The organism is Mycobacterium sp. 1245805.9, assembly GCF_001672915.1.
Lineage (GTDB): Bacteria > Actinomycetota > Actinomycetes > Mycobacteriales > Mycobacteriaceae > Mycobacterium.
Map to the genome: position 1 here is coordinate 1 of NZ_LZKR01000069.1, position 17,678 is coordinate 17,678.

Annotated in this window: 12 protein-coding genes and 2 pseudogenes; 6 read left to right on the plus strand and 8 right to left on the minus strand. The window is 67.0% G+C overall.

The window, feature by feature from the left end; all coding sequences use genetic code 11:
- Nucleotides 1-763 (plus strand): M23 family metallopeptidase (locus A9X00_RS10220; protein WP_067152549.1); only part of this gene is annotated, 763 nt, incomplete at its 5' end.
- Between the two features lies 1 nt (nucleotide 764).
- On the plus strand, nucleotides 765-1,316 hold the full coding sequence (locus A9X00_RS10225) for a hypothetical protein (protein ID WP_197515122.1): 552 nt from the start codon (nucleotides 765-767) through the stop codon (nucleotides 1,314-1,316).
- 85 nt (nucleotides 1,317-1,401) lie between these two features.
- Here the strand turns inward: A9X00_RS10225 and pcrA are convergent, their stop codons facing one another.
- The 3 genes from pcrA to A9X00_RS10240 form a co-directional block, all read right to left on the minus strand.
- The gene (gene pcrA, locus A9X00_RS10230; RefSeq protein ID WP_067152535.1) at nucleotides 1,402-3,729 is read right to left on the minus strand and encodes a DNA helicase PcrA; all 2,328 of its coding nucleotides are present in this window, start codon (nucleotides 3,727-3,729) and stop codon (nucleotides 1,402-1,404) included.
- Nucleotides 3,730-3,934: 205 nt separating this feature from the next.
- Entirely contained in the window at nucleotides 3,935-5,578 is a 1,644-nt protein-coding gene (locus A9X00_RS10235) for a PPE family protein (protein ID WP_067152536.1), read from the minus strand.
- Between the two features lie 198 nt (nucleotides 5,579-5,776).
- Nucleotides 5,777-8,404: a LuxR family transcriptional regulator gene (locus tag A9X00_RS10240; protein ID WP_232006755.1), complete on the minus strand. Its 2,628-nt coding sequence runs from the start codon at nucleotides 8,402-8,404 to the stop codon at nucleotides 5,777-5,779.
- Nucleotides 8,405-9,315: 911 nt separating this feature from the next.
- On the opposite strand from A9X00_RS10240, the gene A9X00_RS10245 reads away from it, so the two are divergent.
- Entirely contained in the window at nucleotides 9,316-9,861 is a 546-nt protein-coding gene (locus A9X00_RS10245) for a hypothetical protein (RefSeq protein ID WP_156772026.1), read from the plus strand.
- Nucleotides 9,858-9,986, plus strand: coding sequence for a hypothetical protein (locus tag A9X00_RS32345; protein WP_255363063.1), 129 nt, complete (start codon nucleotides 9,858-9,860; stop codon nucleotides 9,984-9,986). Before A9X00_RS10245 ends, A9X00_RS32345 begins: the two co-directional genes overlap by 4 nt.
- 71 nt (nucleotides 9,987-10,057) lie before the next feature.
- On the opposite strand, the gene A9X00_RS10250 is transcribed toward A9X00_RS32345, so the two are convergent.
- Entirely contained in the window at nucleotides 10,058-13,441 is a 3,384-nt protein-coding gene (locus tag A9X00_RS10250) for a pyruvate carboxylase (protein WP_067152554.1), read from the minus strand.
- A 237-nt stretch (nucleotides 13,442-13,678) separates the two neighbouring features.
- Here A9X00_RS10250 and A9X00_RS10255 point away from each other — a divergent pair, with 237 nt between their 5' ends.
- A complete protein-coding gene (locus A9X00_RS10255) occupies nucleotides 13,679-13,993 on the plus strand; it encodes a chorismate mutase (protein WP_082975015.1) in 315 nt (104 codons plus the stop codon).
- Between the two features lie 106 nt (nucleotides 13,994-14,099).
- The gene (pgi, locus tag A9X00_RS10260) at nucleotides 14,100-15,764 is read left to right on the plus strand and encodes a glucose-6-phosphate isomerase (RefSeq protein WP_067152543.1); all 1,665 of its coding nucleotides are present in this window, start codon (nucleotides 14,100-14,102) and stop codon (nucleotides 15,762-15,764) included.
- 88 nt (nucleotides 15,765-15,852) lie between these two features.
- Here the strand turns inward: pgi and A9X00_RS10265 are convergent, their stop codons facing one another.
- The 4 genes and pseudogenes from A9X00_RS10265 to A9X00_RS10275 all read right to left on the minus strand — a co-directional run.
- Nucleotides 15,853-16,602: an SDR family oxidoreductase gene (locus tag A9X00_RS10265; RefSeq protein ID WP_067152545.1), complete on the minus strand. Its 750-nt coding sequence runs from the start codon at nucleotides 16,600-16,602 to the stop codon at nucleotides 15,853-15,855.
- A gap of 29 nt (nucleotides 16,603-16,631) precedes the next feature.
- Nucleotides 16,632-17,102, minus strand: coding sequence for a zinc finger domain-containing protein (locus A9X00_RS31820; RefSeq protein WP_231982093.1), 471 nt, complete (start codon nucleotides 17,100-17,102; stop codon nucleotides 16,632-16,634).
- 150 nt (nucleotides 17,103-17,252) lie between these two features.
- Nucleotides 17,253-17,495 (minus strand): annotated as a pseudogene (locus A9X00_RS31825) (DNA-formamidopyrimidine glycosylase family protein); the annotation flags it as partial.
- Nucleotides 17,496-17,500: 5 nt separating this feature from the next.
- Nucleotides 17,501-17,678 (minus strand): annotated as a pseudogene (locus tag A9X00_RS10275) (precorrin-6A synthase (deacetylating)); the annotation flags it as partial.

Consider the following 17,678-nt stretch of genomic DNA (forward strand, 5'->3'; position numbering starts at 1 on the left):
CCGCGGGGCGCCCCCCCCCCCCCCACCCCCCCCCCGCATCCCGGCGCCCCGGCGCGGCGGGCAGCACCGCAAGCAGCCGACCAGCGCGGCCCGGGGCCGCCTGCTGATCTCCGCGATGGCGGCCGGGGCGGCCGCCGCCGCCGCCCACACCGCGACCAGTCACGCCGACACCCCCAAGACGGAGGCCGTGCTGACGGCCAACGCGTCGGCGCTCGACGGCGGGACGGGGCCGAACACCATCCGCGGCGCCCAGGTGGTCGCCGTCGCGCCGGCGGCGAATGCCGCGGTGCACAACGAGGAATTCGCCCGGGGCGTGGCCTTCGCCAACGATCGCGCGCAGCGCGAGGCGCGGTTGCAGCAGCCGCTCTATGTGATGCCGACGAAGGGCATCTTCACCTCGAACTTCGGCTACCGCTGGGGCGTGCTGCACGCCGGAATCGACCTGGCCAACTCGATCGGCACACCGATCTACGCGGTGTCCGACGGCGTCGTCATCGACTCCGGGCCGGCCGCGGGCTACGGCGCGTTGGTCAAGCTGCGCCACGCCGACGGCACCGTCACGCTCTACGGCCACGTCAACACGACGCTCGTCAGCGTCGGCCAGCGCGTCATGGCCGGCGACCAGATCGCCACCATGGGCAACCGGGGCAATTCCACCGGACCGCACCTGCACTTCGAGGTGCTGCAGGGCGGCACGGAGCGGATCGACCCCGTGCCCTGGCTCGCAAAGCGGGGACTTAACGTCGGCAATTACGCTGGCTGAGGTGACTTCGCCGAACGACCCGCCTGCCCCGCCGCCCGAGGCCCCAGCACCCCCCTCGGAATCGCAGACGCGGATCATCCGGCGGGCACCGACCGGGCCGATTCCGGTGGTGCCGGAGTCCCCGACCACGCAGATCCCTCCGTACCAGGCAGCTACCGCCCGGCCACGGGTCCTGCCGGGCCCCGAACCGAGCGGCCGGACCGCCGTCGCCGCCGCCGCGGTCAGCATCGTCAGCGGCTGGGCGACGTCCGTGGTGGCCACCGACCTGATCGCCGGGTGGTGGCGCACCGACCGCCTGTTCTGCATCGCGGTGGCGTTTCTCGCGCTGGTGTTCGCGATCACCACGGTTTCGGGCGTGATCTTGTTGCTGCAGCATCGGCCGGTGGGTCGCTACCTCATCGCGGCCGGGGCGGTGGTCGCGGTGCTGACCTACGGGGGCGTGTTCATCGCGGGCGCACGGGTAGCGTGGATCGTGTACACCCTGTGGCTGCTGCCGGTCGCCAGCGTGGCGCTGGCATTTCACCCGCAAACCAAACGCTGGCTGCAGGCGTAATCGGCTCTTCCTTTTCGCCGAACGTGCTCTCAGGGCGAGGATTAACCGAAAATCTCACCGTGGGTTCACGTTCGGCGGACAAAGCCTAAAGCTTGCTGACCGGGGCGTGGTTGTGCATCAGCTTCACCCGTCCCGCGCTGCCGAAGTCGATCAGTGACATGGCCGATTCGCCGACGCCGGAGACCTCCTCGACCCGGCCCAGCCCGTACTTGTCGTGGGTTACCCGATCGCCGGGTTGCAGCACCAGCGGCGGGCGTTTGCTCGCCCCCGAGCGGGTCGGCGACGGGCGCGGCGCGCCGAACCGTCCGGCGCCGCTCACCGGCGCACTGAACGACGGCGCGGGCGCGCTGCGCCGCCAGTCGATCAGCTCCTGCGGAATCTCGCGCAGGAAGCGCGATTCCGGGTTGAGCATCGGCTGTCCCCACGACGACCGGACGATGGCCCTGCTCACGTAGAGCCGCTGACGCGCCCGGGTGATGCCGACGTAGGCCAGCCGCCGCTCCTCGGACAGCTCGGTCGGATCGTCCAGCGATCGCATGTGGGGGAACATCCCGTCCTCCCAACCGGTGACGAACACCACCGGAAACTCCAGACCCTTCGCGGTGTGCAGGGTCATCAGGGTGACGACGCCGGCGCCGTGCTCGGGGATGTCGTCGGCGTCGGCGACCAGTGAGACCCGCTCCAGGAACGCCGCCAGGACACCGGTGTCCGGCACATCTTCGTCCTCGGGCGCCGACTCTTCCAGCGCGGCCGCGTTGGCCTGATCGGCGCTGAATTCGTGTGCGACGCTGACCAATTCGTTCAGGTTGTCCAGCCGGGCCAGCTCCTGCGGGTCGGTGGAGGACTCCAGCTCGTTGCGGTATCCGGAGCGTTCGAGCACCAGCTCGACCAGGTCGCCGAGGTCGTCGTCGAGGTGGCCCCTCAGCTCGTCCAGCAGCTCGACGAAACCCGCGATCGCCTTCTCGGCGCGCGTATTCAGCATCGGCACTTTGCCTTCGGCCGCGGCGACCAGCGCGGCGGCGAAGCTGGCGCCGGTGTTCTCGGCGTACACCGTCACGCACGCCTCGGCGCGATCCCCGATGCCCCGGCGCGGCGTGTTGAGGATGCGCCGCATGCTGACCGCGTCGCCGGGGTTGTCCAGCACCCGCAGGTAGGCGACGATGTCGCGGATTTCCTTGCGTTCGTAAAAGCGCACTCCCCCAACGACTTTGTACGGGATCCCGGCGCGGATGAAGACCTCTTCCAGCGACCGCGACGAGTTGTTGGTGCGATAGAACACCGCCACGTCGTTGTAGGTGATCTCGCCGCGCTCGACGAGCGCGTCGATCTCCTCGGCCACAAACCTGGCCTCGTCGTGCTCGTTGTCGGCGACGTAACCGACGATCAGCTCGCCGGCGCCGGCGTCGGTCCACAGCCGCTTCTCGCGGCGCCCGGAGTTGCGGGCGATCACCGAGTTGGCGGCCGACAGGATGTTCTGCGTGGAACGGTAATTCTGTTCCAGCAGAATAGTTCTCGCGTCCGGATAGTCGCGCTCGAAGTCCTCGATGTTGCGGATGGTGGCGCCGCGAAACGCATAAATCGACTGGTCGGCATCACCGACCACGCACAGCTCGCCGGGCGGCACGCCGTCGATGGTCTCGGTGCCGACCAATTCCCGGACCAACACGTACTGCGCGTGGTTGGTGTCCTGGTATTCGTCGACCAGCACGTGCCGGAACCGCCGCCGGTAGTACTGCGCGATTTCGGGGAAGGTCTGCAGCACCGCGACGGTCTCCCCGATCAGGTCGTCGAAGTCCAACGCGTTGGCCGCCCGCAGCCGCCGCTGGTATTCGCCGTAGACGGAGGCCACCGTGCGGCTCAACTCGTCGGAATCCTCGGTCAGGTTGGTGACGGCCTCGTCCGGATAGATCAACTCGTTCTTCAGGTTGGAGATGGCGTTGGCCAGCAGCCGCGGCGAGTAGCGCTTGATGTCCAGCCCCATGTCGCGGCCGATCATCTGCAGCAGGCGCCGCGAGTCGTCGGCGTCGTAAATGGAGAAGTTGGAGTTGAGGCCCTTGATCAGCGACGCCTGGTTGCGCAGGATGCGCACGCAAGTCGAGTGGAACGTGGACACCCACATCGCGCGGGCCCTGGGGCCCACCAGCCGGACCACGCGATCGCGCATCTCCGCGGCGGCCTTGTTGGTGAAGGTGATCGCCAGGATCTGGCCGACGCCGACGCCCCGCGCCGCGATCAGGTAGGCGATGCGCCGCGTCAGGACGGCCGTCTTGCCAGAGCCCGCGCCCGCCACGATCAACAGGGGCGAACCCTCGTGCACCACAGCCTGACGCTGTTGCGGGTTGAGCCCGTCGAGCAGCTGCTCTGCTTCGGGGGCGGACTTGGCATCGGTATTGCTGGTCGCGTGCACACTCATGTCGGTCCAAATTTACCGCCGCCCGCCGACGACTTCGCTGGCCAGGGCCTCCGGCGCGGCGCGACCAGCGGGGCCGGACTCCCCGGCGGCACCTATGAGCACACGCAGCCCCACGGTAGCGGCGATGAACCCTGAATCCAGCCGAGCGCAGCACGGGGCGCCGCGGTCGGGTCGTGGGACTGGCGGGATTGCTATGCGGCCGTCCCTAACCCGCCAGCAGTCGAGCGAGGCTGAAGAAACCTGCCAGGTCGGTGCCCGTGTTGAAGAAGCCGGAGTCCGAGCCCCTGAAAACAGGGGTGAACGTGGGGACGCCGGTGTTGCCGATCCCGGAGATTGCACCCCCACCGATGACGGTGTTGAAGAGGCCCGAGACGAATCCGCTCGTGCCGGTGTTGTTGAACCCCGAGACATTTGTGCCGGAGTTGTTGAATCCCGATTGGCTGGCACCGGTGTCGGTGGTGAAGCCGAAGCCCGTGTTAACGAGGCCCGAATTCCACGCGCCCGTGTTGATGCTGCCGGAATCTCCCCAGCCCGTGTTGACGTTGCCGGAGTTCCAGAAGCCGGTGTTGAAAGCGCCGCCGTTGCCGAAGCCGGTGTCAAGTCCGCCGGAGTTTCCGAAGCCGGTGTTGACGTTGCTCGAGTTCCCGAAGCCGAAATTCCAGTCGCCGGCGTTGCCGAAGCCGATGTTGCCGGCGCCCGCGTTCCCGAACCCAAAGCTGTTGAGCTGCCCCGGGAAATGGGTGTTGGTGCCCGTGGAGAGGAAGCCGACGTTGCCGCTGCCGGAGTTGAAGAAGCCGATGTTGCCGGTGCCCGAGTTGCCGATCCCGATGTTGCCGCTGCCGGAGTTCAGTCCGCCGAGGCTGAACTGGTTGGTGGCGGTGTTGAAATAGGTGTTGCCGATACCGATTTCGTTGTTGCCGGTAAGCCCGAAGCCGATGTCGTTGCTGCCGGTGTTGCCGCCGCCGACGTTGTTGTTGCCGGCGTTTCCGCCGCCGATGTTGTTGTTGCCGCTGTTTCCAATGCCCCGGTTCCCGTCCCCGGCGTTGCCGAAGCCCCAGTTGTTGCTGCCGGCGTTGCCGAAACCCACATTGTGGCCGGCATCGGTGCCCAGGGCGGGGTTGGATCCGTTGCCGAATCCGATGTTTCCGTTGCCCTGGTTCCCGGAGCCGATATTGCCATTGGCCGTCACACCGGCAAATCCGTTGCCACCGCCGATGTTGTTGTTGCCGGTGTTTCCGCTGCCGAGATTGGCGACGCCCGTATTGCCGTTGCCCAGGTTGGCGTTGCCCTTGTTCCCGATTCCGATGTTGGGCAGGGCGGCGAGAATGTCCTGCAGCGTCTGCGCGGGCGCCAGCTGCGCCGCCGCGGCCGAAACGCCGCCGTGATAGCCGACCATCGCCGCCACGTCTTGGGCCCACATCGCCTCGTAGTCGCCCTCCAGTTGCGCGATGGCGGGCGCGTTCAGGCCGAACCAGTTCGACATCACCATCTGCACAAGGGAATTGCGGTTGAGCTCGACCATGAGCGGCTGCACCGTCGCGGCCCGGGCCGCCTCGAACGCGCTAACCACCGCCCGGGCTTGCCCGGCCGCACCGGAAGCCTGCGCCGCCGCGGCACTCAACCATCCGCTATAGGGTGCTGCCGCGGCCGCCATCGCCCGAGACGCCGGGCCTTGCCAGGCCTGGCCGGCGAGCCCCGAGGTGATGGTAGAAAATGACGTCGCCGCCGATCCCAACTCCGAAGCCAGGCCGTCCCAGGCTGCCGCCGCCTCGAGCATCGGTGCCGAACCGGCACCACTGAACATCAGCAGCGAATTGATTTCCGGCGGCAACACCGCAAAATTCGCCATCGTGGCCCGCTTCCTTTCCGCCGACCGCCGGTGAGGTGGTCCGGCGTCGATCTGGAATCGAGTAAGCCTCCCCAAATGCCACGGACGCAGCGGGGTTGACAATATCTTCGTTCCCCCGTGGTGGTGGTGCGCGATCCGGTCGACGCCCGCGTTCGAAGTATGGACGGGCGACGCGCCGCGGCGCATGGGCAAATTTGCCTATTTTGATCGACGACGGCCCGCTGCAGTCTCTACCTTGTAGACGGCGGCTGCTTGGGTCCGGTTGTTGACGCCGAGTTTGGTCAGGATGGCTTCCACGTGGTGGGCGGCGGTTCTAGGGCTGATGCACAGCTTGGTCGCGATATTGGCGTCGCTATTGCCGGCGACGAGCAGTGCGAGCACATCACGTTGGCGCCGGGTCAGCTGGTAGGGGTCGGCCAACGTGTCGGCGCGCCGCCCGCTGTGGGTGCGCCCACGCAGCTGGGCCAACCGTTGTTGGGCGCGGCCGGCGGCGGCGCGGGCACCGAGCCCGCGGAAGGTGGTCAGCGCGACCTGCACGGCTTCGATGTCGCCGCTCAGTTGGGCGATGGCAGCGTCGTAAGGGCAACCCAGTCGGGTCCACTCGGCGGCGGCGCCCAGCCAATCGCCACTGACTTCAAAACGGAACGGCGTGACGCTGTCGACCACCCCGGGCAGGTCTGGCGTGCCGCCGCTTAGGTGGGCCCAGCGGCGCAGCGAGCCCACCAGCCATGGATCGGCCATCACACCGGTTGCGCACACCAGCCCCTTGTGCGCCTCGGCGCGCGCGGTGTCGTCATCGCCGGCCAGCCACGCCGCCTCGGCGCGCGCGGCCCACACCGGCCCAAGACGGAAGAAGTCATCGGGTTCCGTACAGCCGAGCGCCTCGTCGAGCAGCGGCCCGACGGGTCGCTGCCCGCGGCGCGCAACGATCAACGCTGCAGTGAGAACCGCCAGAATTCGATGCACCGGGGCCAGCCCGGGCCGGGTCAGCACGTGCTCGGCGAGCGCGGCAGCACGGTCCCAATCGCCGTGGTGCAGCTGCACAAGCCCGTCGGCGGCGAGGGCCAGGAGCTGGAACATGCCCAAGTCGTGGTCGGCGCAGAACGTAATCGTGTCGGCGATGTAGCCCTCAGTGCGACCCAGCTGGTAATGCAGGGCCGCGAAAACGGACAGGGACGCCCCGATCATCCCGGCGTGTTCGGCAAGTCCTGGCGTTGCGATCGCGTCGCGCCATACTGCCTCCAACTCGTCCCAACCAGTGTCGCTGCGACACACGGTGGCCAGCGCCGCCGCCCCGCGGGCCCTGATGACGACCGCGCGCAAGCCCAGCTCGCTGCCGAGGGCTACGGCTCGGGCCGCATAGTCTGCGCACGCCGGGTCGTAGGTGTGTGCCGCCAACACCGCCGCATTGACCAGCGCCCAGGCCAGTTCTTCAGACGGGCCGAGCTCTTCGAGCAGCCGCAGCGCTGCCCGCCCGGCCTCGGCGGCCTCGGTCACGTGGCCCAGCGGCCACAGCACCAGTGACAGCCAGCGCAGGTCGTCGCCCTCTTCGCGCCGGTCGCCCATCTCACGGCGTAGCACGATCGCCGCTCGCCAGGACGCCGCCGCCTCCTCGACCGACCCGCTGAGGTAGCTGGCGAATGCGTAGCCTTCCAGCCACACGACCTTCTGCTCGCGTGATGCGGTTTCGGCATGGCGCAGCACCAGCGCGTACAAATCGGCGGCCTGTCGATTGGCGCCGAGCGCTGAGGCCCGCTCGGCGCCCGCCACGCCATGCCGCACGACTTCCTCGTCATCGCCGGCCTGATCGGCATGAAACGCCAACGCCCCCAACGCCTCCGGCTTAATCGGATCTTCGGCCAGCACAGCCAACGCGCGGGCGTGCAACAGGCGGCGCTGGTGGTCGGGAATGTGGTTCAACGTGGCGCGGCGGGCCAACTCATGCCGAAACCCCACCGCTGCGCCGTCAGCGACAAGAACTCCCGCGGCCAAGCATTCGTCCAGCGCCGCGCCCGGACACACCACGGTAATCACATCCGCATCGATCCACGGACCGCACACCGCGACGGCGTACGCGGTGTCGCGCGCGGCCGGCGTCAACCGCCCCAACCGGCCCCACACCGCCTCGGACACGCTGCGCGGCAACGCATTCCCGCCCAAAGCATCGCGGCCGGCAGCCAAGACTTCGGTGACAAAAAATGCATTCCCACCAGTGAGCTGGTGCAGCAGCTCAGCGTTGACACCGCTGCCGGCGGCCAGCACCTCAACGGCGCGTCGGCTCAGCGGCCGCACCTCGACGCGGGTGACCGCGACACACGTCGCCACATCGCCCAGCGCCACCGCCAACGGGTGGGCGGGCCCGACCTCGTCGTCGCGATACGACACCATCAGCAGCACCGGCAGGCTACCGATACGACGGGCCAAGAACCGCAGCAGATCCAGCGTGGCACCGTCGGCCCAATGCAAATCCTCGATCACACACACCCAGGGGGGACCCACACCAAGCAGCCGCAACAGCGCCGCGTAAATCGCCTCGGGCTCACCGCGATTGATCACCGCTACCAACCCGGCCGCCTGGTCGGCCGGCAGCTGGGCCGCCATGTCGATCAGCGGCCCCAACGGCCGCGGCACCGACAGCGGATCACACCAGCCCCGCAACACCTGCACCTTCCGGCTCCACTGTTCGACAAACCGGTCGATGACCGCGGTCTTGCCCACCCCGGCCGGCCCCCGCAACAACACCACCTGACCGGCGCCGCCGGCCACGCGCCGACCCAACCCAGCCAACTCGGCCAGCACCACGTCACGCTCGAGCAGCGTCCTCACCGGCCTCTTAGCCTTCCGCCTTTTGGGACTGTTCGGTTGAGTCGAGACCGCGGCGGGCGGCCGTCGACCAAAATAGGCAAATTTGCCCATGCGCCGCGGCCAGTCGCCCGCCCACACTACGAACTGAGCGTGCGCGGGCAACCGCCGCGACACCAGCAAAATCCCACATCGGTCCAGATGCGGCTGAAAGTCTATCGCCGCGGCGGCCCGTACACGCCCCTGTTCACCGGAATAACGCACACCAGATACCCGCCGCGACTCATCTGTCCAATCGCACGAGGAAGAACTAGATGCGAGAGCCGAAAGGCGCCACCATGAACACCTTTCGCACCCTGAACCGAATCATTACCGGGACCCTGCTGTCGGGCGGTGTCGCGGTGGCCGGGATAGCTGTGGCCGCGGGCACCGCCGAGGCCTACCCACCCGGTTGCACACAACCCAGCTGTTGGTGTCCAGGGCAGCCCCTACCCGGACATGTGGTGGGGGATTGGGATATGACTGCGTGCCACGACTGGCACAATCCCCGGCTCATGGACCCGAGTTTGCCGATCGGCGAGGTGGCACAGGGGCCTATGGAGTGCAATTACGGGCCTGGCTGGCCCCCAAAACCTCCGTGCAAGGCTTAACGGCTTGAACGGTCGTCGGCTCATCCATCCGAGCGCCGAGCCCACACCATCTGGAGGACAATGGGCTCGACCCCGAATTCGCCGTGGGTGGCGTCGATGACGACAACTATGGCCGTGGCATCGAACGTGCCGGTTTGGTTGCCAGGGGTGTCGGCGTGTGTGGTCTTCGCTGTCGTAGGTGTGCTGATAAGCCTGCACCCCCGGTTCCGGAATCGCTACACACCGAGACCTGCAGCGCCCGGCCAACCAAGTCTTTTCCAGACGCGGCCAAGGGGTCCCGCTGTGATGACCACGGATGTCGTGGGCCTCCTGCACTTCAACTCCGCCGGCGCATGGCTGGGGGTGATCCCCGGCGTTGTCGTGGCTGTCCCCATGATGATCGGACTGCCGCTGCCGATAGCAGTGCCAGCGGCGGCTGCCCCGCTATTGTTGGCAGCCCTGGCGTACATGCGCCCGAAACGGGCGGTCCAGGGTTGCGAGGTCGACACATACGGCGCTATCACCCTGATACGCGGCGACGTCAGAATTCCCTTCGCCCCCAGCCGTTATCGCTACATCCGGATGCACACTACCCAAAGTGGTGCGTCGAACTATCCGAGCATGATGGTGCTCTATCGCGACACGCGGCCAACGATTTGGACATGGCTGGGCAGTGTCCTCTTTCCACGGGTCGATGAGGAGCGCGTCGTCTTGTTCTTCAACCGCTGGCACACTGCGGAAGGCTATTTTGTCGGACCACGCGACATGGGTGCCCTGTTTTACCAAGCCTGCGTCCGGGCCGGAAGCACGCCCATTGAAACGAACGGGAGCTGGGAGGTTCGCCCGCGATGAAGCCCTACCGCGATGGCATCGTGGTCAGGTTCGTCCCACCGCTGGATCGCTTGGCGGTCCGCGGGGTCAGCGCGCGATACCTGTCCAAGGACGAGACGAACAGCCAACGAATTGGCCGGCGCTGACGAAAGGTTCTGAGGTCGATGACTACCCGTTAGCGCGGCCGCCCCAGTGTTGGCACGATCGTCGGCGCCCGTTAGCTGATAACCACCAACAGGTCGCCACCCTCAACTTGTGCGGTGTGAGACACCGCTACCCGTGCGACCTTGCCCGCCTTCGGGGTAGTAACGGCAGCCTCCATCTTCATCGCTTCGATCGTCGCAATCGTCTGTCCCGCAGCGACTTCCTCATCGATGGCCACAGTCACCGTGACGACCCCAGCAAATGGGGCCGCGACGTGATCCGGATTGTTACGGTCAGCCTTCTCGGCATTCGGCACATCGGCGGCGATGCTGCGGTCACGCACCACGACCGGACGCAACTGCCCATTGAGGATGCACATCACTGTCCGCATGCCGCGTTCGTCGGCATCGGATATGGCCTCTAGACCGATGAGCAACTCCACACCGCGCTCCAGCTCGACACGGTGTTCGTCCCCCTGCCGAAGTCCATAGAAGAACTGATTTGCGCTCAGCCGGGAGGTGTCGCCGTATTGCTCACGATGGTCCTCGAATTCTTTGGTCGGTCCAGGGAACAGCAGCCGATTCAGCGCTGCCTGGCGGTCGATACCCCTTGCGGCCAACGCTTTTTCATCCTCGGCTGACAGCTGTTGCTCCGCCTTCGCCGGACCGCGCCCCTGTAATGCCTTTGTGCGAAAAGGCTCGGGCCAACCGCCGGGCGGGTCACCAAGTTCCCCACGCAGGAAACCGATGACCGAGTCCGGGATGTCGTAACGCGCCGGGTCATCGGCGAAATCCTGCGCGCTGACGCCTGCGCCGACGAGCGCCAGTGCCAAGTCCCCGACCACCTTGCTCGACGGGGTCACCTTGACCAGACGCCCGAGGATGGCATCGGCCCCCGCGTAGGCATCTTCGATCTCTTCGAACCGGTCACCGAATCCCAGCGCGATCGCCTGCTGACGCAGGTTAGACAATTGCCCACCCGGGATTTCATGGCGGTACACCCGGCCAGTCGGGGCCGGCAGCCCGGATTCGAACGGCGCGTACACGTTACGCAACGCCTCCCAATACGGCTCCAGATCGCTCACGGAGTCCAGGGACAGGCCGGTGTCGTATTCGGTATGCGCTGCCGCGGCCACGATGGAGGACAGTGCTGGCTGGCTGGTCGTCCCGGCCAGCGGGGCCGCTGGCGCGGGGACGGCATCGGCTCCGGCGCGCCAGGCCGCCGCATAGCTCGCCAGTTGACCACCCGGGGTGTCGTGCGTATGTACGTGCACCGGCAGGTCGAACCGAGCCTTGAGCGCAGAGACCAGTGTGGTCGCGGCGGGGGCGCGCAACAGCCCGGCCATGTCCTTGATCGCCAGCACGTGTGCACCCGCCGTGACAATCTGTTCGGCCAATTTCAGGTAGTAGTCCAGGGTGTAAAGCTTTTCGGCCGGATCGCTGAGATCGCCCGTGTAGGACATCGCCACCTCGGCTACGGCGGTACCGGTCTCGCGAACCGCGTCGATCGCCGGGCGCATCGAGTCGACGTTGTTCAGCGCGTCAAAGATCCGAAAGATGTCGATGCCGGTCGCCGTCGCCTCCTCGACGAATGCCGTCGTGACGATCTCGGGATAGGGCGTGTAGCCCACCGTGTTGCGCCCGCGCAGCAGCATTTGCAGGCAGATGTTGGGCATCGCTTCACGCAAGGCCGCCAGCCGCTCCCATGGGTCCTCCTTCAAAAAGCGCAGCGCGACGTCGTACGTCGCCCCGCCCCAGCATTCGACCGACAGCAGCTGGGGCATCATGCGGGCGATGTATGGCGCCACCATGACCAGTCCGCTGGTACGCACCCTCGTGGCCAACAGGGACTGGTGTGCGTCGCGGAACGTGGTATCCGTGACGCGGACGCCCTGCGACTGGCGCAGCCACCCCGCGAACCGCTCCGGCCCAAGTTCGATCAGGCGCTGCTTGGATCCTGCTGGCGGATCCGTCGACAGGTCTATGTCAGGCAGCTTGTCGTGCGGGTACACAGCCGAGGGGCGTTCACCGTGCGGCTTGTTGACCGTTACGTCGGCCAGATACGTGAGGATCTTGGTTCCGCGGTCCGCCGAACTGCGCGCCGTGAGCAGCTGCGGATGCTGCTCGATGAACGACGTCGTGATACGGCCGGCCTGGAAATCCGCGTCGTCCAGAACCGATTGCAGGAAGGGAATGTTCGTCGACACGCCGCGGATGCGGAATTCCGCAACCGCGCGCCGCGCACGCCGCACGGCCGTGGCGAAATCCCGGCCCCGACAGGTCAGTTTGATCAGCATCGAGTCGAAGTGCGCACTGATCTCCGCCCCCAGCGTCGTTCCGCCATCCAGCCGAATTCCCGCCCCACCCGGGGTGCGATAGGCGGTGATTCGACCCGTGTCCGGACGGAATCCGTTGGCCGGATCCTCCGTGGTGATGCGGCACTGCAGCGCCGCGCCGTGCGGGACGAGCGAATCCTGGCTCAAGCCAATCTGTTCCAGGGTCCGCCCCGCCGCAACCTGCAGCTGGGCGGACACCAGGTCGACGTCGGTGATCTCCTCGGTGACGGTGTGCTCGACCTGGATGCGCGGGTTCATCTCGATGAACACGTGGTTGCCGCGCTCGTCTAGCAAAAACTCGACCGTGCCTGCACACGTATAGCCGATACTTTGTGCGAACTTCACCGCGTCCGCGCAGATCCGCTCGCGCAATTCGGGATCCAGGTTTGGCGCCGGTGCGATTTCGATGACCTTCTGATGCCGGCGTTGGACACTGCAATCCCGCTCGTAGAGGTGCATCACGTGGCCCTGGGTGTCGGCCAGAATCTGCACCTCGATGTGCCGCGGGTTGAGCACGGCCTGCTCGAGGAACACCGAGGCGTCGCCGAAGGCGGACTCGGCCTCGCGGCTTGCCGCCTCGATTGCCTCGGGCAGCACCGCCGCGTCGGTAACTCGGCGCATCCCGCGGCCGCCTCCGCCGGCGACCGCCTTGACGAACAGAGGGAAGGCCATGGGCTCGGCGGCCGACACCAGCTCGTCCACTGATGTCGAGGGTGCAGAGGAGGCCAGCACCGGAAGACCCGACGCCCTCGCCGCCGCAATAGCCCGCGACTTGTTGCCCGTCAGCTCGAGCACCTCAGCGCTCGGGCCGACGAACGTAATGCCTGCGGCCGCGCACGCCGCCGCCAAGTCTGGATTCTCCGAAAGGAATCCATATCCGGGGTAGATCGCGTCCGCTCCGCACGCCAGGGCGGTGGCGACGATCTCGTCAACCGACAAATAGGCCCGCACCGGGTGGCCCTCCTCGCCGATCTGATACGACTCGTCGGCTTTCAGCCGGTGCACAGAATTGCGGTCTTCGTACGGATAGATCGCGACGGTGGCCATTTCCAGTTCGTAGGCCGCCCGAAAGGCGCGGATGGCGATCTCTCCCCGGTTAGCGACCAATACTTTTGTGAGCACGGTCTTCACCATAGGAGCGAACGCCGTGCGCATCGAACCGTGCCGGGTTGATCGGATCACTAGGACCCTTTTTGCGTGGTTACGGCCCTTAGTGGCACACTCGGTGGGTGCTCAACATGCAGCGCCGATTTTTTTATGGGTACCGGCCAGCGGTGCCCGTGGTGTAGCTGCTTTCGCAGAGCCCCGTGGTCCGCTTCCGGATTCGGGGCTCGTCTCTTTTGTGAGGCCCGATAACGGATGAGACCAGAACCCCCACATCAAGAGAATGCGGAGTTAGAGATGAACATCGAGATGGTCGAGTCTGAAGAGGCCACCGACATTGACGCGTTGCGCCAGGAGATCGACCGACTGGACGCCGAGATCCTCGCCGCGGTGAAGCGGCGGGCCGAAGTCTCCCAGGCGATCGGCAAGGTGCGGATGGCGTCCGGCGGCACCCGCCTGGTGCACAGCCGCGAGATGAAGGTCATCGAGCGCTACAGCGAGCTCGGTCCCGACGGCAAGGACCTGGCGATGCTGTTGCTGCGGCTGGGCAGGGGCCGGCTCGGCCACTGAGGCCGTCCGTCACACCTGGCTCGGGAGCGTCCGGCGGCATTAGGGTCAGCATCATGACCCGCGTCGGCGACGATGCAGAGCTTTGCGATGAGGAGGAGCGGCGCCCATGACATCCGTGCAAACCATCCCCGACATCACCGCCACCCCGGCGTGGGACGCCCTGCGCAGGCATCACGAACAAATCGGCCAGACCCATCTGCGGCAGTTCTTCGACGAGGATCCCGATCGCGGCCGCGAGCTCACCGTCACGGTCGGCGACCTCTACATCGACTACAGCAAACACCGCGTCAACCGAGAGACGCTGGGGCTGCTGGTCGACCTGGCGCGGGCGGCTAACCTCGAGGAGCGCCGCGACCAGATGTTCGCCGGCGTGCACATCAACACCTCCGAGGACCGGGCCGTGCTGCACACCGCGCTGCGGCTGCCCCGCGACGCCGAACTGGTCGTCGACGGCCAGAACGTCGTCGCGGACGTGCACGAGGTGCTGGACGCGATGGGCGACTTCACCGATCGGTTACGCAGCGGTGAATGGACGGGGGCCACCGGGAAAAAGATCAGCACCGTGGTCAACATCGGGATCGGCGGGTCGGACCTGGGTCCGGTGATGGTCTACCAGGCGCTGCGCCACTACGCGGACGCCGGGATCTCGGCGCGCTTCGTCTCCAACGTCGACCCGGCCGACCTGGTCGCCAAGCTGGCCGACTTGGATCCCGCCACAACGCTTTTCATCGTCGCGTCGAAGACGTTCTCCACGCTGGAGACATTGACCAACGCGACCGCCGCGCGCCGCTGGCTGACCGACGCGCTCGGCGACGCCGCGGTGTCCAAGCACTTTGTGGCGGTCTCCACCAACAAGCGCCTGGTCGACGACTTCGGCATCAACACCGACAACATGTTCGGGTTCTGGGACTGGGTCGGCGGGCGTTATTCGGTCGACTCGGCGATCGGGCTGTCGCTGATGGCCGCCATCGGCAAGGAGGCGTTCGCCGACTTCCTGTCCGGATTCCACATTGTCGACCGCCATTTCAAGACTGCCCCGCTGGAGTCGAACGCGCCGGTGCTGCTCGGCCTCATCGGCCTGTGGTACTCCAACTTCATGGGCGCGCAATCACGCGCCGTGCTGCCGTATTCGAACGACCTGTCCCGCTTCGCGGCCTACCTGCAGCAGCTGACCATGGAATCCAACGGGAAGTCGACCCGCGCCGACGGCACGCCGGTCACCACCGACACCGGCGAAATCTTTTGGGGTGAACCGGGAACCAACGGCCAGCACGCGTTCTACCAGTTGTTGCACCAGGGCACCCGGCTGGTGCCGGCCGATTTCATCGGCTTCAGCCAACCCACCGACGACCTGGCCACCGCCGACGGCACCGGCAGCATGCACGACCTGTTGATGAGCAACTTCTTCGCCCAGACTCAGGTGCTGGCGTTCGGCAAGACCGCCGAGGAGATCGCCGCCGAAGGCACCCCCGCCGACGTCGTGCCGCACAAGGTGATGCCCGGAAACCGGCCGTCCACTTCGATTTTGGCTGACCGGCTCACCCCGTCGGTGCTGGGTCAGCTGATCGCGCTCTACGAGCACCAGGTCTTCACCGAGGGCGTGATCTGGGGCATCGACTCGTTCGATCAGTGGGGTGTGGAGCTGGGCAAAACGCAGGCCAAGGCGCTGCTTCCGGTGATCACCGGCGACGCCTCGCCCGCGCCGCAGACCGACAGCTCGACCGACGCGCTGGTCCGCCGCTACCGCACCGAGCGGGGACGCACGAGCTAAGGGCTCTTCCGCCGAGCGTGCGCAAATGCACGGCTTCGACCGGCGTGTCGCGGACAAACACGCACGCTCGCGGCGTGAGACAACGAAGCTAGGCGAACACCTTCGTCAGCGGGGGCGGCAGCACCCGCATCAGTTGCACCAGCGGGGCCCACGGCCACCACGGCACCACGGCGCGGCCGGGTTCGCGCTCGATCGCGTCGACCAACGCCTTGACGCCAGTTTCGTTGTCCACCATGAACATCGTGCTCTCGGACTTGGCGGTCATCTCCGACTCGATATAGCCCGGCTCGATCAACGACACCTTGATCGGACCGCGGCGGTATTCGGCGCGCAGCGATTCACCCAGCGAGCGCATTCCGGCTTTGCTTGCGGCGTAAGCGGCCTTGACGCCCGGCACCCCCTTGTTGCCGAGCACCGACGAGATCAGCACCAGATGCCCCTGACCGCTTTTGGCGAACATCTCCAGCGCGGTTTCGATCTGCACGAGGGCGGCGACCAGGTTGGTCTCCAGGGTCTTCTTGTTGGCCCACGGCTTGCCCGAGCCCAGCTTGGCGCCCTTGCCGATGCCTGCGTTGACGACGACGCGGTCGATGCCGCCGAGCTCGTCGCCGATTTCGGCGAACACCTTGGGCACCTGCTCGTGGTCGTTGACGTCCAGCGCTGCGACGGCGATCTTGATTCCCGGATACTGTTGCGTCAGTTCGGCTTTCAGCTCATCGAGCCGCTCGGTGCGACGGGCGCACAGCCCCAGGTCGCGGCCCTTGGCGGCGAAGGAGCGCGCCATCCCGGCGCCCAGGCCGGAGCTGGCGCCGGTGATGAGGATCTTCTGACGAGTCACCGGGGCAGCATATCGACCGTCGCCGGCGGCTACTTGAGCAGCCGCGACAGGCGGCGGTCGGCGAGCACCTTGCCGCCGGTCTGGCACGTCGGGCAGTACTGAAAAGACTTGTCCGCGAACGATACTTCGCGCACGGTGTCCCCGCACACCGGGCACGGCAGGCCGGTGCGGGCGTGCACGCGCAGGCCGGAGCGCTTCTCCCCCTTGAGCATGGCGGCGCCCTGGCCGACGGAGCGGCTCACCGCGTCGGTCAGCACCGAGATCATCGCGTCGTGCAAGGCGGTGAGTTGTTCGTCGGACAGCTTGCCCGCGGTAGCGAACGGCGAGATCTTGGCGACGTGCAGGATTTCGTCGCTGTAGGCGTTGCCGATGCCGGCGATCACCTTCTGGTCGGTGATGACGGTCTTGATCCGGCCGGTGTTGCCGGACAGCACGCCCGCCAGGTCCTCGGGGCTGAGCTCCAGCGCGTCGGGGCCCAGCGCGGCGATGCCCGGCACCAGCTGGGGGTCGTCGACGAGCCACACCGCCAGCCGCTTCTGTGTGCCGGCCTCGGTGAGGTCGAAGCCGGGCGCCTCGCCGGGCGTGCCCAGGTGCACCCGCATGGCGATCGGGCCCTTGCCGGGGCGCAGCGGCGCCGCGGCCAGCTTGTCGGACCACCGCAACCAGCCCGCGCGCGACAGGTGGGCGATCAAGAACAGGGACCCGGCCTGTAATCCCAGGTACTTGCCCCAGCGCTGGGCCCCGGTCACCGATTGACCGTGCAGGACGTTGATCGGCGGGTCAAAGGTTTTCAGCACCGAAAACGCGACGACGTCGACGCGACCGATGGTCGAGCCGACGGCGTGGCGCCGCAAATGGTCGACCAGCGCTTCGATCTCGGGAAGTTCGGGCACGCCCTTCAGTCTGCCGTTCTGAGCAAATAGGTGTCCATGATCCAGCCGTGCCGCGCGCGGGCGGCGGCGCCCCCCCCCCCGCCGCGCGCCGCGCCCCCCCCGACGGTGCCGGCCACCAGCAGCTCGTCGCCGGTGCCGAGGTAGGCGCCCCACCAGATCTTCGTGTCGGGCGGGCCCGACCAG

Bases quoted from the DNA above. Each gene is read 5' to 3' on its own strand.
- pcrA (WP_067152535.1), bottom strand. From the start codon at position 3,729: ATGAGTGTGCACGCGACCAGCAATACCGATGCCAAGTCCGCCCCCGAA.
- A9X00_RS10235 (WP_067152536.1), bottom strand. From the start codon at position 5,578: ATGGCGAATTTTGCGGTGTTGCCGCCGGAAATCAATTCGCTGCTGATG.
- A9X00_RS10245 (WP_156772026.1), top strand. From the start codon at position 9,316: ATGACCACGGATGTCGTGGGCCTCCTGCACTTCAACTCCGCCGGCGCA.
- A9X00_RS32345 (WP_255363063.1), top strand. From the start codon at position 9,858: ATGAAGCCCTACCGCGATGGCATCGTGGTCAGGTTCGTCCCACCGCTG.
- A9X00_RS10255 (WP_082975015.1), top strand. From the start codon at position 13,679: ATGAGACCAGAACCCCCACATCAAGAGAATGCGGAGTTAGAGATGAAC.
- pgi (WP_067152543.1), top strand. From the start codon at position 14,100: ATGACATCCGTGCAAACCATCCCCGACATCACCGCCACCCCGGCGTGG.